Here is a 14246-nt window from a genome sequence, read left to right on the forward strand (position 1 = left end):
GTCAGATCTCCTCTTCGACGTTCCCGCTCGCCCCGATGTACCAGGTGCGGTGCGCGTCGCCCGCGTACGGCGGGCCGAAGCGGCGCAGCTGGGCGGTGAGCACCTCGGGCGGCACCGGGTGCTCGCGGCGGGCGTTGCGCCGTGTCAGCTCGTCCTCGTCGACCAGGGCCACGGCGTGGGTGAGCAGGGCGTCGCGGCGGTGGGCGATCGCGTGGACGAGCGAGCGCTGCTGTCTGTTGAGGGACGTGGCGTCCCACACCACGGTCCCTCCGGCAGCCAGGGCGGTGTCCAGGCGGTCGAGACCCTCGCGCAGGATGTCCGCGTTCGCCCGCTGGTCGGCGCGTGCACCGCGGGCCTCGCGCAGGTCGTCCAGGGAGATGTACGCGTCCACGCCGGGGAGCCCTCGGGCGAAGGTGCTCTTGCCGCTGCCTGCGGGGCCGACCGTCTGGATCAGCTTGGGGAAGGCGCCGGAGCGCCAGCGCCACGTGGCGGCGACCGCCTCGTCGAGACCGTGGATCCGTCCCTGCGCGTACGCCTCGCGTGCCTCGGCCCGGCAGCGGACGGCCGCGTCGTCCGGCAGGCCGGCGAAGGCCTCCCGCAGCCCGCGTTCGTCCAGGCCGTCGATGTCCTCGGCGTGCAGTGCCGACCACTCCACCTGCTCGCGTGCCTCGTCCGTGTCCGCCGTGGCCCGGGCGACCGCGTGCAGGAGACCGAGATCGGCGGCGTACGACAGCCGCACCAGGCCGGCCCGCCGGTCCTCGTCCGGATACGGCCGGTGCAGCGCAGGGTGCAGTCCGACGAGGTCCGCGACCCGGCGTGCGAGCGGCATGTCCGCCGCCGCGGCGATCTTGGCGGCGATCCGTGCCCGTCGGCTTCCGTGCAGCAGCGCGGCCAGTACGCCCGCGAGCCGGTCGTCCCCGGACCGCCCCGCCGGATCGAGTCGGGCGACGGCCTCGGGATCCCCCTCGCCGGCCAGCCCCACCGCACGCATCAGGGCATCCACGTCGACGGCCGCTCCCGAACGCACTGCCCACAGGGCGGCCCTCGCCCCGAGCCCGTTCTCCACGACGGCCGCGTGCATCCAGTGCGTGTCCGTCCGCACATGCCCGGCCCGCACCCACTTGGCGACCCGCTGCCCGAACTCCTGCGCGCCGAAGGCGTCGACGGCCCGGACGACGTATCCCTCCTGCCGCACGGGATCCAGCCGCAGCGCCCGCAGTGCGCGCTCGTCGAAAACGCCCCGCCACAGCACGCGCGGCACGGGAACGCCGAGCCCGCGCAGATACGTGACCGTCCGGTCCCAGTCCAGGCAGCGGCCGTCCGCGTCCCACACCGAGAAGCCGTAGAACCAGCTCTCCAGGTCCTCGTACGCGATCGAATGCCGGGCGTACATGTTCTCCCCGCACACGCGCCAGCCCTCGGGGACGGCATGACCGACGCGCCCCTGGAGCGCCTTGACCCAGGCCCGGGAGGGGTGGTGGGCCGAGTCGAGCGAGCGGGCGTGCAGGCCGTCGGCGTACAGCGTGGTGTTCTCGCCGTCGAGCTTCTCGGTGACGACGACCTCGCGTCCCCGCAGACCCGACAGGTCCGTGACCCGGAGGTCGTCCGCGGTGGCGCCGGGCGACCAGGGCAGATGCCGGGTCCGTGGGTAGTGCGTACGCATGGTGAACCCCCTCCCCCGTGGCAGCCGACGTACTTGATCAGCGTAGGAGCGCGGGGGAGGGGTGAGCGAGCGGATTAGCGGCGGTTACGGAGTGACGCTCTCCGTGCCGCAGCTGCGCGCGGTGGGGATCGTGCCGTCGGCGACGAGCTCCGCCACGGCGTCGCCGTGGTTGCGGACCAGGTAGTCCATGGCGTGCTCGGTGGAGGACTGGTACTCCAGCTGTGCGCTGTGGAAACGCAGGCGCTCCTGACAGTCCTCGATGATCTCTCCCCAGGTCTTCACCATGATCCGGAAGCGCGGTGTGGAGACGGCGCACCCCGGAATTCGGTCCACCTGGTGGGCCATCTGCTGGAGCGCCTTGTCCATGGCATTGCCGACGAGCCAGAAGTCCCATGTCACGGCCGGATCCCGGAAGCGGTCGTCGGACATGACGGCTTCCGCGTAGCTGCTGATCTGGCCGAACTCAGCCATACCGAGGACGATGCCCGGACGCTTCAGTTCGACGACCAGATGGTGCCGCTCGCCCTTCCTGTGCCGCGCGGCCCGGGACAGCATGAGGTCGACCCTGCCGCGTCGACCGTCCTCGCGGAGAACCGGTTCCGGCGTGGGTGTGTCCCGTCCGAGCAGTCGGCAGTGCTGTGTGAGCACCGCGTTCAGACTGCGGTCGCTGACGTGGAGCGCGTACTCCTCGCCGAACACCCAGCACTGGTCTTCCAGGACGCGGTGCAACTCGTCCCGCTCCGTGACCCGTTGCTTGGTTTCCGGGGCGAAAACGAGGTGCTCCAAAGCGGTGAGGAAGTCGATACGGTCGGCTGCCGCTGTCGACGCCTTGATCAACGCTGAGAGCGTGGTGCGTTTCAGGAGCCGGTTCAGTTCCTCGCGCTCATTCTTGGAGAGCGTGAACAACTCGTCCGCGATGCGCAGCACGTCCGAGGGCTCGTGCGCCAGTACGGACCGGAGGAGCGCGAAGGTGGTCCTGCGGGTGCCCTGAGACTCGGGAAGGTGCCGGAACACCGTGGTGGCCACCGCGTCGAAGGTCTCGCGTTCGGCACGCTCCTTTTCGTCGGCCGGGTCGCCCGCGTACGGGTAGATGCCCTCCTGCCGCCACTCGGTGACCTGCTCCCGTCGCCTGTCGTCCACGCGACTCCGGAAGTGCGACCGGAGCTGGCCGCGTGCTGCCGCGAGCACGTCGGCCGGCGGCCCGTCCGGCGCCCAGTCGGTGAAGGCGAGATCCTCGGAGTCGACGTCGTCGAAACCGGCCCAGCTCAGATGCGCCGTGAACTCAAAGCCCGGGGCTTGGATGCCGGGCTTCAACTGGGCTCGGGACATGCCCTCGCCGTCGCAGAGGAAGAGCGCCCGTGGGACGGGGCGGCGCCATTCGACGACCTTCAGCCGGGCGGGCTCGCCGGTCCAGCCGGAGGGAGAGGGCAGCACGTAGTCGCGTACGTGCAACTGCTCTGCCGCCGGGTCGAGTTCCTGGCCGTCGTACTCGATACGCACGTCCGGATATCTTTCCAGGTACGTGGCGAAAGCCGTAGTAAGCGAAGACCTGGCACGGCATTCACCGAGCATGTCCAGCTCATCGCCGCCGAATGCCTCGAAGAGTGTGCCAGTGAGGTCGGCGACGGGTTCCGGATCGCCGATCTCGAACTCGTCCATCGAGTGTCGGTCCGCCTCGATCACCAGCTGCTGTCGGCCTTCCGCGGCCTCGTTGACGCTCGTCCAGCGCACCTGGCTGCCCAGGGCGAAGGCATGCACCTGTCCCCGCCCGTTCTTGCCGTGCAGGGCTCGGTCCTTTGCCGACGAGCCCTTCGCGCGCACGGTCCAGCCGTAGGCGGAGTCGACGGCCGTGTCGGGGAGTATCGCGACGGAGGCTGAGCGGTCCGAGTAACGCCTGGGGCTTCAGGTAGGCGGTGGCCTGTTCGCGCTGTTCTCGGGTCAGCATGCGCAAGCTCGTAAAGGTCTCAGCGGTACTGGATCACGTGCAGCCGACGCACACCCGTCGGATCCAGGGACGCGGGGGAGCCGGTGGCACCGTCGACCAGCATCACGCCGCCAGCGATCTTGCGCGCGTTCACCAACCACCCCACGGCTTCTCGCGACTGGCCGTCCGTACGGCGCACCCAGACGAGCGCCCGCGCTTCGGCGGGCAGGGCCGACAGGGCTTCGAGCGCGCTCGGCCATTCTTCGTGCTCGGAGGCAGAGAGGACCGGGCCCAGCTCCGAGAGCGTCGGTTCGAACCAGGCGGCGCGGCCCGGCTGGGGCGGCGCGGGTAGGCTCGCCGAGCCGGGGTTCTCGCCCGCGTCCCAGCGGGCCAGCCAGGCCCAGGGGTCCGAGTTGGGCAAACCGAACGGCGCGGTGTCGTCCTTGGGGACGACGAGGGTGGCATCGAGGAGGGCGTCCTGCCAGTGGCCGTCACTCAGGAACCGTTTGGTGTTGCAGGAGAAGACCCAGCCGCGCCGGGTCTCGTCCAGGTCTGTCGGCGCTGCCAGGTCGACCTGTCCGTGGTACGCGTCGTCGAGCCAGAGGCGGGCCTTGGCCACCGCGGACGCGAAATCGCGCGCCTCCCGTTCCCACGGTTGCCGCGGCGGCAAGTGTGCCTCGGGCGATGACCGCATGAAGATCAGCTCGCGCACCAGGTTCGTGTCGAGCCTGGCGAGGGACGAGGTCACGCCGTCCAGGAAGACAACCTGGCCCTTGTTGTTGTGTGCGTACAGCAGGTTCCCGGTCGCCTCCGCCCCACCCAGCTCGCGACGCACCCAGACCACGCCTCGGGTGTCCGGACCCGGCTCGGCCATGGCCCTGATCACGGAATCCCAGTCGCTGACGGCAACGTGCTGGAACGACGGGAAATAGCGCTGCGTCAGTCTGGCCCACCAGCCGGGTGCCTCGTCGGATGGCTGCCAGGGCAACGGGACCGATGGGGCGTGGTCGATCGCGGAGTTCACGGCCACCAGGCAACCGCGTGCATTGATTCTCCGTGCCTGGTTGGCGACCCTGCTGGCTGCCTTATGTGGGTCGGCCGGCTCGAGGTCCGCGAGGGGGTCGCTGGCCGACGGGTGGAAGGGGGAGCTCCCGTCCTTCGGGACGACGACCGAGGCCGCGAGCATGGGCGTGGCCGGGTAGCCCGGTTGGGTCATGGTCCGACAGGAGAACATCCAGGCGGCGGAGGTCTCGTGAACCGGCTGGGGGACGGATAGTTCGACCAGGCCCCGGTACGTTTCCTTCAGCCACGTTGCCGCTCGGGTGTCAGGGCTCGTCACGGCTGCCTACTCCTTGGGGGGCCAGTCGCCGGAAGCGCGACGGTGCATGTAGTCGTCCACGGGAAGGACACTCGGGGGGAAGTGGGCCTTTCCCCCGTCATGCGGAACGATGACCACGCTGGTGATCGGTGACAGAAGCCAGTCGCCCGTCTCGATGTGCTCTTTCCAGTCGAACGCGATCGCCCAGCCGTAGGCGTATTCGACGCACTTCTCCGGGACCATGACCAAGGAATCCGTCTTCTCGGGATACACCCTCCTGAGGAGCGCGGCCGCAAAGTCCAGGGCCTCTTCTTTACTCAGCATCACTCGACCATCTTTTCGTACGGGACGTGTCGGATGTCCACCACGTTCTTCTCCAGCTGGCCCAGCATTCCGGTCTGGCCATCGAGGAAGACCACTCCGTGTTCCGTGTTCACCGCGTTGAAGAAGTGCCCAGAGTTTCCTCGGCCGATGAAGACGGCGCTCTTCGCGCCCTCACCTCGATTCTGAAGATCGCGAATGATGTCATCGTAGTTGTCGACTTTCTGCCAGGGTTGCGCATCGTCCACGAGCTTGAACGGCTCCAGCGGGAGATGGCCCGGGCCTTCCCTGGGCGCCGCGCTGACCTCGATGCCCTCCATCCGGCGAGCGGTCGAGATCGTGGTGTACGCACAGTTCTGCGTGTACCCGTCCTCCCAGCGGTTGTTGACATCCTTCAACCACGGGAACTGGTCGTCGACGAACTCCTCCGCCACCTTCGGGTCCACGGAGTCGGCGTGAATGGCCTTCTCCGACGTGTGATCCGTATTGCGGGCGAGATCGCTCCAGTCCTTCGGGGCGTCCCCGGCCTGGGCGGCCTTCTGCGCGTCGGCGAGTTCGTCACCGTGTTTGAGTCCGTGGGCCGCACTGCTCTCCAGCCCTTCCTTGAGCCCGGTCCGCAGCGCCGTACGCCCCAGCCCCGCGCCCTTCGTGCCGATGAGTTCGGGGATGAGGCGGCCGACGAACTCGGAAGGGTCCTTCTTGAACCCGTCCACGGCGGCCTTGGCCGCCCGCTCGGGGTGGGAGGCGGTGGAGACCAGGCCGGAGAGCGTCATGGAGACGTTCTGCATGTACTCGGCAGGGTGGGTCAGGTTGTACACGTCCATGGGGTTGAGGCCGCGGACGAAGTTGAGCAGTCCGGCCGTGCCCTTGATGGCACCGCCCACGAGATGGGTGAGCTCGGTGTTGACCGCCTGGTAGCCGTCTGTGATGTTGTTGCCGAGGCGGTCGAGCGGTGGCGGCTCTGCGGGGGCGTGAGTCAGCGCCTCCTTGACCTTGTCCTGGGCGTGTAAGGCGGCGCTGTTCCGTTGTTTGCGGGCCTCGGCGAGCTTTTCCTGCGCCGCCCTGATGTCGGCATCGCCCGGGTCGCGGAAAGGCTCGGGCCTGGGTCCCGGGTCCTGGTCCGCCTTGACCTTGGCGTTGTAGGCGTCGACGCGCGCGTTGTACGCCCCGATGGCGTCCTCGGATGCGCGCTTGCCCTGTTTGTACAGCTCGATGGCGTCACGGGCCTGACCCTGCGCCCACCGCACGGTGTCCGCATAGGCCTCCAGGGCGTCGGCGGCCGTCTCGCAGGCGTCGGCTGCGTGCAGCCATTTCGTGGGGTGCACGCCGAACTTCTCGCGGAAGGTGTTTCCGCCTTCGCCCCGCCAGCCGGAGGAGTCCACCTTCTTCAGTCCCGAGCCGACCTTGTCGAAGGCGGCGCTGAAGTCCTTGAGGTGCCCGGCGCTCGCACGGATCACGTCGGGTTTGCCGTGAATGAGCTCGTTGGCCTGCTCGGTCTGGCCGAGCTGCTGTTCGCCGGGCGTGGCGCCGAGATCGGAGGCGACGCCGTCACCCCAGTCCTCCACGGCGTCGGCGGCGTCGTGCAGGCCGGCCCTGTCGAGGCCCTCGCCGACTCTGTCGGTCCCCCAGTCGACGCCCTCGCCGAGCACTCTCTTGCCCGCGTCTACGCCGTCTTCCAGCGCGCCCAGGCCGTCGTTGAGGCCGTCCTTGATGCCACCGCCGATGTCGCCGAAGACCCCCATCAGCCGGCGTCTCCGCCCTGCTGCCGGGCTCGTTCCTCGGGAGAGGGGCCGAAGGTGTCGTCGAGCATCCGGTCGTACTCGGCGTCGGACACTCCGTAGGTCTCACGCAGGTTCTCGGGGTTGAGCCCCATCGGGCCGACGATGCGCGAGGTCATCACATCGCGGCCGGCGTCCTTCCAGCCCTGCACGCTGTTCTCCCGGGCCTCGTCGAAGGACTCCTTGCTGTAGTCCGCGTCCCGGATGTGCGTGTAGGCGTTGCTCGACAAGACCCCGCCCCAGCTCTGCCCGGTGATCTCTTCCTCGGACGCGTACGGGTTGCCCATGCCCGCGTTCACTGCGACCTTCATCGATCCCTGGACGTACTGGTCGGTCTCGTAGTACGTACCTGCCGCCAAGCCTGTCTTCACGGCGAACGCGTTGCCCTCGTTGATGAGCGAGCGCACGCCCCACTCCCACCGTTCACAGAACGAGGAGAACGTGCTCGTCAGGCCCTCGTGCCCCACGTCGAGGCCCGACAAGGCGAGGTCGCCGAACCCGCGGCCCGCACCGGCCTCGCCGACCATGCCGAGTTCCTTCAGCTCGCCCAGAGCCAGGGTCAGCCCTTTGGCGATCTCGTCCAGACCTCGGGTGTCCAGATCCCTGCCATCCGCGCTCACCGCTCCGACCCCTCCTCGTCGGCCACGTCCGCACGACCCGTGAAGCCCCTGTCCACCGCGAATGCGTCGGGCACGATCCCGGCCACGGGCGGGAAGAGCACCGCGTACTCGGGGCCGTCGGCCGCGTCCAGTGCCACGCCGCACGGCACCCCGACCTCCGGCACCGCCGTGTCGAGCAGCCGCGCGCCGAGCACCGTCTCGTACGGCCACTCCTCGCCGCCCTCGCCGCGGGCCAGCGCGTACCGGGCCAGTGCCGTCTCGTCGGAGAAAGCAAGAAACCACCGCACGCCTGAGGTGTCGGCCGTCAGCCAGCCGTCACCCCGGAGCGGGACGAGCACCGCGGTGTCACGGAACGTCTCCAGTGCGGCAGTGAACTCGCGGAGCCGTGCGGCAATCTCCTCGTCGGACACCTCGCGGATGCCGGCCTCGGTCGGGGCCGTGGAGACCTGTGCTTCAGCGTTCGGCCCAGGGGCAACAGGCGACGTCGGCGAAGCGGTTGGTGACAGGGCCGCTGCCTGCGGCCGTCCCCCGGCCGTGTCTGCCGACCGTGGTGGGCCGGCCATGTCCGCGTAGTCGGCGAGACGCGACCGCCGCTGCCTTCGCGAGCCCTGGCTGCCCCCGAAATCAGTCATGGCGCAAGCCTGACACAGGGGTTATCAGGTGATCCACTTGCCTCTGTGCACACGCACATCGCATCCATCTCGTGTGCACATCACGTTCATCTGCCGCGTCGCGCGGACGGCGATGGCGGGCACACCCTCTTCGGATGTGTACCTGGGGCGCGCGCCCTTGGTTTGACCCACGTCACCGCCCGGGTACCCTCTACGGCTCGATTGGCCAGCGCAGTGGCCCGTATGGCAGACTGTCCGGGTTGCTCGGTTGAGTGCCGATGCTGCGCGCCTCCCGCCGGGAGGACCGGAAGCGAGTCCCACAGTACTCGTCGTCTCAACTGCCTCTCAGGGCAGCGCTGAGGCGGACGTACGGGAATCTTCCGGGAAGTGTCAGCGGGGTACCGGCCAGGCGCCCGGTGGGTGTCTCACCCTCGGATCCGCGGTCGATGATCGCACCCCCTGGCAGGGAATCCCTTGTGGATATCTGTGTCAGTGAGGGAGCGACACGCCCGACCGCGTGGGTCGGAGGAACGAGACGCGGACCTTCCGGGTCGCCAGAGCGTTTTTGAGAGACAGGACTACGGAGTAGCCATGGCGGGACAGAAGATCCGCATCCGGCTCAAGGCCTACGACCACGAGGTCATCGACTCCTCGGCGAAGAAGATCGTCGAGACGGTGACGCGTACTGGTGCGTCGGTCGCGGGCCCGGTGCCGCTGCCCACTGAAAAGAACGTGTACTGCGTCATCAAGTCGCCGCACAAGTACAAGGACTCGCGCGAGCACTTCGAGATGCGTACCCACAAGCGCCTGATCGACATCCTCGACCCGACGCCCAAGACCGTTGACTCTCTGATGCGACTCGACCTCCCGGCCGGTGTCGACATCGAGATCAAGCTCTGAGGGCCGGTGATCTGAGAATGGCTAAGCAGATCAAGGGCATCCTGGGCGAGAAGCTCGGCATGACGCAGGTGTGGGACGAGAACAACCGCGTTGTTCCCGTCACCGTCGTCAAGGCCGGGCCGAACGTCGTCACCCAGGTCCGTACGAACGACACCGACGGCTACGAGTCCGTGCAGATCGCCTTCGGCGAGATCGACCCGCGCAAGGTGAACAAGCCCCTCAAGGGCCACTTCGCCAAGGCCGACGTGACCCCCCGCCGCCACCTCGTGGAGCTCCGCACCGCGGACGCCAGCGAGTACACGCTCGGGCAGGAGATCACCGCCGAAACCTTCGAGGCCGGCGTGAAGGTCGACGTCACCGGCAAGAGCAAGGGCAAGGGCTTCGCCGGTGTCATGAAGCGTCACAACTTCAAGGGCCTCGGCGCCGGTCACGGCACGCAGCGCAAGCACCGCTCTCCCGGCTCCATCGGTGGCTGCGCCACCCCGGGCCGTGTGTTCAAGGGCCTCCGCATGGCGGGTCGTATGGGCAACGAGCGGGTCACCACCCAGAACCTGACCGTCCACGCCGTTGACGCGGAGAAGGGTCTGCTGCTCATCAAGGGCGCGGTTCCCGGTCCGAACGGCGGCCTCGTCCTGGTCCGCACCGCGGCCAAGGGGGCCTGAGGTAACGATGAGCACTGTTGACATCATTTCGCCGGCAGGCGACAAGACCGGGACGGTCGAGCTCCCCGCGGAGATCTTCGACGTCGAGAAGATCAGCATCCCGCTGATCCACCAGGTCGTCGTCGCCCAGCTGGCCGCTGCCCGTCAGGGCACGCACAAGACCAAGACCCGCGGCGAGGTTCGTGGTGGCGGTAAGAAGCCTTACCGCCAGAAGGGCACCGGCCGCGCGCGCCAGGGCTCGACCCGCGCTCCGCAGTTCGCCGGTGGTGGCGTCGTGCACGGTCCCGTGCCGCGTGACTACTCGCAGCGGACCCCGAAGAAGATGAAGGCCGCGGCCCTGCGCCACGCCCTCACCGACCGGGCCCGCAACAACCGCATCCACGTCGTCACCGGCGTTGTCGAGAGCGAGGTCTCCACCAAGGCCGCCAAGTCGCTGCTCGGCAAGATCTCGGAGCGCAAGAACGTGCTCCTGGTGATCGACCGCGCGGACGAGGCCTCGCTGCTCTCCGCCCGCAACCTGCCCCAGGTGCACATCCTGGAGCCGGGCCAGCTGAACACGTACGACGTTCTCGTCTCGGACGACGTGGTCTTCACCCAGGCCGCCTTCGAGTCCTTCGTGTCCGGCCCGAAGGCCACCGACACTGAAGGGAGCGAGGTCTGATGGCTATCCGTCATCCCTCCATCGCCTCGAAGGCCGCGAAGAAGGCCAAGGAAGCGCGCGTCGCCAAGGCGCGTCGCCACGCCACCGAGGGCAAGAACACCGTCGAGACGCCGCTGAGCAAGTCGTACACGGACCCCCGTGACGTACTGATCAAGCCGGTCGTCTCCGAGAAGAGCTACGCGCTCCTCGACGAGAACAAGTACACGTTCGTCGTGGACCCGCGTGCCAACAAGACCCAGATCAAGCAGGCCGTCCAGGCGGTCTTCTCGGTCAAGGTCACCGGGGTCAACACGATCAACCGCCAGGGCAAGCGCAAGCGGACCCGCACTGGTTTCGGCAAGCGTGCCGACACCAAGCGCGCGATCGTGACCCTTGCCGAGGGCGACCGTATCGACATCTTCGGCCAGGCCTCCTAACGGAGCGCCCTGGTCCGATATCGGACGAGGACTGAGAAATGGGAATCCGCAAGTACAAGCCGACTACGCCGGGCCGCCGTGGCTCCAGCGTCGCCGACTTCGTCGAGGTCACGCGGTCCACGCCGGAGAAGTCGCTGGTTCGCCCGCTGCACAGCAAGGGCGGCCGTAACAATTCCGGTCGTGTGACCGTCCGCCACCAGGGTGGTGGCCACAAGCGCGCCTACCGCGTCATCGACTTCCGTCGCCATGACAAGGACGGCGTGCCGGCGAAGGTCGCGCACATCGAGTACGACCCCAACCGCACCGCGCGCATCGCGCTGCTGCACTACGCGGACGGCGAGAAGCGCTACATCCTCGCCCCGCGCAACCTGCGGCAGGGCGACCGTGTGGAGAACGGTCCCGGGGCCGACATCAAGCCCGGCAACAACCTGGCGCTCCGCAACATCCCGGTCGGTACCACGATCCACGCGATCGAGCTCCGTCCCGGTGGCGGCGCCAAGTTCGCCCGTTCCGCCGGTGCCTCCGTGCAGCTGCTCGCGAAGGAGGGCACGATGGCCCACCTTCGTATGCCGTCCGGAGAGATCCGCCTGGTCGACGTGCGCTGCCGCGCCACCGTCGGCGAGGTCGGCAACGCCGAGCAGTCCAACATCAACTGGGGTAAGGCCGGCCGCAAGCGCTGGCTGGGCGTTCGCCCGACCGTCCGCGGTGTGGCGATGAACCCGGTTGACCACCCGCACGGTGGTGGTGAGGGCAAGACCTCCGGTGGTCGCCACCCGGTCTCGCCGTGGGGTCAGAAGGAGGGTCGTACTCGTTCGCCGAAGAAGGCTTCGAACAAGTACATCGTCCGCCGCCGCAAGACGAACAAGAAGCGCTAGGAGCGGGTTTAGATGCCGCGCAGTCTCAAGAAGGGGCCCTTCGTCGACGACCACCTGATCAAGAAGGTGGACGCCCAGAACGAAGCCGGTTCCAAGAACGTCATCAAGACCTGGTCCCGTCGCTCGATGATCGTCCCGGCCATGCTGGGCCACACGATCGCGGTGCACAACGGCAAGACCCACATCCCGGTGTTTGTCACCGAGTCCATGGTCGGCCACAAGCTCGGCGAGTTCTCGCCGACGCGCACCTTCCGGGGTCACGTCAAGGACGACCGGAAGTCGAAGCGCCGCTAACGCGGGGTGAATGACCATGACAGACACTGAAGGGACAACCATGGAAGCCAGGGCCCAGGCGCGGTACATCCGCGTCACGCCCATGAAGGCCCGCCGAGTGGTGGACCTCATCCGTGGCATGGATGCCACGGAGGCCCAGGCGGTCCTGCGTTTCACCCCGCAGGCCGCGAGCGTGCCGGTCGGCAAGGTGCTGGACAGCGCCATCGCCAACGCCGCGCACAACTACGACCACACCGACGCCGACAGCCTCGTCATCACCGAGGCGTACGTCGACGAGGGTCCGACCCTGAAGCGGTTCCGGCCGCGTGCCCAGGGCCGGGCCTACCGGATCCGCAAGCGGACCAGCCACATCACCGTGGTCGTCAGCAGCAAGGAAGGAACCCGGTAATGGGCCAGAAGGTTAACCCGCATGGGTTCCGGCTCGGCATCACCACGGACTTCAAGTCCCGTTGGTACGCCGACAAGCTGTACAAGGACTACGTCAAGGAAGACGTCGCCATCCGTCGGATGATGACGTCCGGCATGGAGCGCGCCGGCATCTCGAAGGTGGAGATCGAGCGCACCCGTGACCGCGTCCGCGTCGACATCCACACCGCGCGTCCGGGCATCGTCATCGGCCGCCGTGGCGCCGAGGCCGACCGTATCCGCGGCGACCTGGAGAAGCTGACCGGCAAGCAGGTCCAGCTGAACATCCTTGAGGTCAAGAGCCCGGAGACGGACGCTCAGCTGGTGGCCCAGGCCGTCGCCGAGCAGCTGTCCTCCCGCGTCTCCTTCCGTCGCGCCATGCGTAAGAGCATGCAGGGCACGATGAAGGCCGGCGCCAAGGGCATCAAGATCCAGTGTGGTGGCCGTCTCGGCGGCGCCGAGATGTCCCGCTCGGAGTTCTACCGCGAGGGCCGCGTGCCCCTGCACACGCTCCGCGCGAACGTCGACTACGGCTTCTTCGAGGCCAAGACGACCTTCGGCCGCATCGGTGTGAAGGTCTGGATCTACAAGGGCGACGTCAAGAACATCGCCGAGGTCCGCGCCGAGAACGCCGCCGCCCGCGCCGGCAACCGTCCGGCCCGTGGCGGCGCTGACCGCCCGGCCCGTGGCGGTGGCCGCGGTGGCGAGCGTGGCGGTCGCGGTCGCAAGCCGCAGCAGCAGTCCGCGCCGGCTGCCGAGGCCCCCAAGGCTGAGGCTCCCGCCGCCGCTGCCGCTCCGGCTGAGAGCACTGGAACGGAGGCCTGACCGACATGCTGATCCCTCGTAGGGTCAAGCACCGCAAGCAGCACCACCCCAAGCGCCGCGGTCAGGCCAAGGGTGGTACGACGGTTGCGTTCGGCGAGTACGGCATCCAGGCCCTCACGCCGGCGTACGTGACGAACCGCCAGATCGAGGCGGCTCGTATCGCGATGACCCGCCACATCAAGCGTGGCGGCAAGGTCTGGATCAACATCTACCCGGACCGTCCCCTCACGAAGAAGCCCGCCGAGACCCGCATGGGTTCCGGTAAGGGTTCGCCGGAGTGGTGGGTCGCGAACGTTCACCCCGGTCGGGTGATGTTCGAGCTGTCCTACCCGAATGAGAAGATTGCGCGTGAGGCGCTTACCCGCGCTGCTCACAAGCTTCCGATGAAGTGCCGCATCGTGCGGCGCGAGGCAGGTGAAGCGTGATGTCGGCCGGTACCAAGGCGTCCGAGCTGCGCGAACTGGGCGACGAGGAGCTTCTCGCGAAGCTTCGCGAGGCCAAGGAAGAGCTGTTCAATCTCCGCTTCCAGGCGGCGACCGGTCAGCTCGAGAACCACGGCCGTCTGAAGGCGGTCCGTAAGGACATCGCGCGGATCTACACCCTGATGCGTGAGCGCGAGCTGGGCATCGAGACGGTGGAGAGCGCCTGATGAGCGAGAACAACGTGACTGAAGAGACGAAGGCCGCGCGCGGCTTCCGCAAGACCCGTGAGGGTCTCGTCGTCAGCGACAAGATGGACAAGACCGTCGTCGTCGCCGTCGAGGACCGCGTCAAGCACGCGCTGTACGGCAAGGTCATCCGCCGTACGAACAAGCTCAAGGCGCACGACGAGCAGAACGCCGCCGGTGTCGGTGACCGGGTCCTCCTCATGGAGACCCGCCCGCTCTCGGCGACGAAGCGCTGGCGCATCGTGGAGATCCTCGAGAAGGCGAAGTAATAAGCGGGGGCTCCGCCCCCGCTGACCCCCGCTGGGG

18 protein-coding genes are annotated in these 14246 nt (G+C 68.1%); 11 read left to right on the forward strand and 7 right to left on the reverse strand.

Annotation, left to right across the window (positions count from 1 at the left end; all coding sequences use genetic code 11):
• Nucleotide 1: 1 nt before the first annotated feature.
• From IEZ21_RS31860 to IEZ21_RS31890, 7 genes are all read right to left on the reverse strand, one after another.
• The gene (locus tag IEZ21_RS31860; protein WP_189325317.1) at nucleotides 2–1663 is read right to left on the reverse strand and encodes an RNA ligase family protein; all 1662 of its coding nucleotides are present in this window, start codon (nucleotides 1661–1663) and stop codon (nucleotides 2–4) included.
• Nucleotides 1664–1747: 84 nt separating this feature from the next.
• Complete coding sequence (locus IEZ21_RS31865; protein WP_189325318.1) at nucleotides 1748–3484, reverse strand: histidine kinase; 1737 nt, start codon at nucleotides 3482–3484, stop codon at nucleotides 1748–1750.
• A 143-nt stretch (nucleotides 3485–3627) separates the two neighbouring features.
• Complete coding sequence (locus tag IEZ21_RS31870) at nucleotides 3628–4803, reverse strand: YrhB domain-containing protein (protein WP_189325319.1); 1176 nt, start codon at nucleotides 4801–4803, stop codon at nucleotides 3628–3630.
• 129 nt (nucleotides 4804–4932) lie between these two features.
• A complete protein-coding gene (locus IEZ21_RS31875) occupies nucleotides 4933–5229 on the reverse strand; it encodes a YrhB domain-containing protein (RefSeq protein WP_189325320.1) in 297 nt (98 codons plus the stop codon).
• Nucleotides 5229–6968 carry a putative T7SS-secreted protein gene (locus IEZ21_RS31880; protein WP_189325321.1) on the reverse strand — a complete coding sequence of 580 codons (1740 nt, stop codon included), beginning with the start codon at nucleotides 6966–6968 and terminating at the stop codon, nucleotides 5229–5231. The genes IEZ21_RS31875 and IEZ21_RS31880 overlap by 1 nt, the downstream gene beginning before the upstream one ends.
• A complete protein-coding gene (locus IEZ21_RS31885) occupies nucleotides 6968–7624 on the reverse strand; it encodes a hypothetical protein (RefSeq protein WP_189325322.1) in 657 nt (218 codons plus the stop codon). Before IEZ21_RS31885 ends, IEZ21_RS31880 begins: the two co-directional genes overlap by 1 nt.
• Nucleotides 7621–8256: a hypothetical protein gene (locus tag IEZ21_RS31890; RefSeq protein ID WP_246568339.1), complete on the reverse strand. Its 636-nt coding sequence runs from the start codon at nucleotides 8254–8256 to the stop codon at nucleotides 7621–7623. Before IEZ21_RS31890 ends, IEZ21_RS31885 begins: the two co-directional genes overlap by 4 nt.
• Before the next feature lie 570 nt (nucleotides 8257–8826).
• Here IEZ21_RS31890 and rpsJ point away from each other — a divergent pair.
• The 11 genes from rpsJ to rpsQ are packed head-to-tail and all read left to right on the forward strand — an operon-like array spanning nucleotide 8827 to nucleotide 14209.
• On the forward strand, nucleotides 8827–9135 hold the full coding sequence (rpsJ, locus tag IEZ21_RS31895) for a 30S ribosomal protein S10 (protein WP_003948644.1): 309 nt from the start codon (nucleotides 8827–8829) through the stop codon (nucleotides 9133–9135).
• 17 nt (nucleotides 9136–9152) lie between these two features.
• Nucleotides 9153–9797 carry a 50S ribosomal protein L3 gene (gene rplC, locus IEZ21_RS31900; protein WP_165337683.1) on the forward strand — a complete coding sequence of 215 codons (645 nt, stop codon included), beginning with the start codon at nucleotides 9153–9155 and terminating at the stop codon, nucleotides 9795–9797.
• Between the two features lie 7 nt (nucleotides 9798–9804).
• Nucleotides 9805–10458, forward strand: coding sequence for a 50S ribosomal protein L4 (rplD, locus tag IEZ21_RS31905; RefSeq protein ID WP_033319635.1), 654 nt, complete (start codon nucleotides 9805–9807; stop codon nucleotides 10456–10458).
• Nucleotides 10458–10874, forward strand: a complete 417-nt coding sequence (gene rplW, locus IEZ21_RS31910) for a 50S ribosomal protein L23 (RefSeq protein ID WP_033319636.1) — start codon at nucleotides 10458–10460, stop codon at nucleotides 10872–10874. The genes rplD and rplW overlap by 1 nt, the downstream gene beginning before the upstream one ends.
• 38 nt (nucleotides 10875–10912) lie before the next feature.
• Nucleotides 10913–11749 carry a 50S ribosomal protein L2 gene (gene rplB / locus IEZ21_RS31915; protein WP_033319637.1) on the forward strand — a complete coding sequence of 279 codons (837 nt, stop codon included), beginning with the start codon at nucleotides 10913–10915 and terminating at the stop codon, nucleotides 11747–11749.
• Between the two features lie 12 nt (nucleotides 11750–11761).
• Nucleotides 11762–12043: a 30S ribosomal protein S19 gene (gene rpsS, locus IEZ21_RS31920; RefSeq protein ID WP_007384069.1), complete on the forward strand. Its 282-nt coding sequence runs from the start codon at nucleotides 11762–11764 to the stop codon at nucleotides 12041–12043.
• Between the two features lie 40 nt (nucleotides 12044–12083).
• Nucleotides 12084–12431 (forward strand): 50S ribosomal protein L22, encoded by a 348-nt coding sequence (rplV, locus tag IEZ21_RS31925; RefSeq protein WP_033319638.1) that lies wholly within the window; start codon nucleotides 12084–12086, stop codon nucleotides 12429–12431.
• The gene (gene rpsC, locus IEZ21_RS31930) at nucleotides 12431–13273 is read left to right on the forward strand and encodes a 30S ribosomal protein S3 (protein ID WP_189325323.1); all 843 of its coding nucleotides are present in this window, start codon (nucleotides 12431–12433) and stop codon (nucleotides 13271–13273) included. The genes rplV and rpsC overlap by 1 nt, the downstream gene beginning before the upstream one ends.
• 5 nt (nucleotides 13274–13278) lie before the next feature.
• The gene (rplP, locus tag IEZ21_RS31935; RefSeq protein ID WP_033319640.1) at nucleotides 13279–13698 is read left to right on the forward strand and encodes a 50S ribosomal protein L16; all 420 of its coding nucleotides are present in this window, start codon (nucleotides 13279–13281) and stop codon (nucleotides 13696–13698) included.
• Nucleotides 13698–13922, forward strand: coding sequence for a 50S ribosomal protein L29 (gene rpmC, locus IEZ21_RS31940; RefSeq protein ID WP_003998824.1), 225 nt, complete (start codon nucleotides 13698–13700; stop codon nucleotides 13920–13922). The genes rplP and rpmC overlap by 1 nt, the downstream gene beginning before the upstream one ends.
• Nucleotides 13922–14209, forward strand: coding sequence for a 30S ribosomal protein S17 (gene rpsQ, locus IEZ21_RS31945; protein WP_016645175.1), 288 nt, complete (start codon nucleotides 13922–13924; stop codon nucleotides 14207–14209). Before rpmC ends, rpsQ begins: the two co-directional genes overlap by 1 nt.
• The last annotated feature ends 37 nt before the right edge of the window (nucleotides 14210–14246 follow it).

It is taken from the genome of Streptomyces flaveus (assembly GCF_014647675.1).
Classification (GTDB): domain Bacteria; phylum Actinomycetota; class Actinomycetes; order Streptomycetales; family Streptomycetaceae; genus Streptomyces; species Streptomyces flaveus.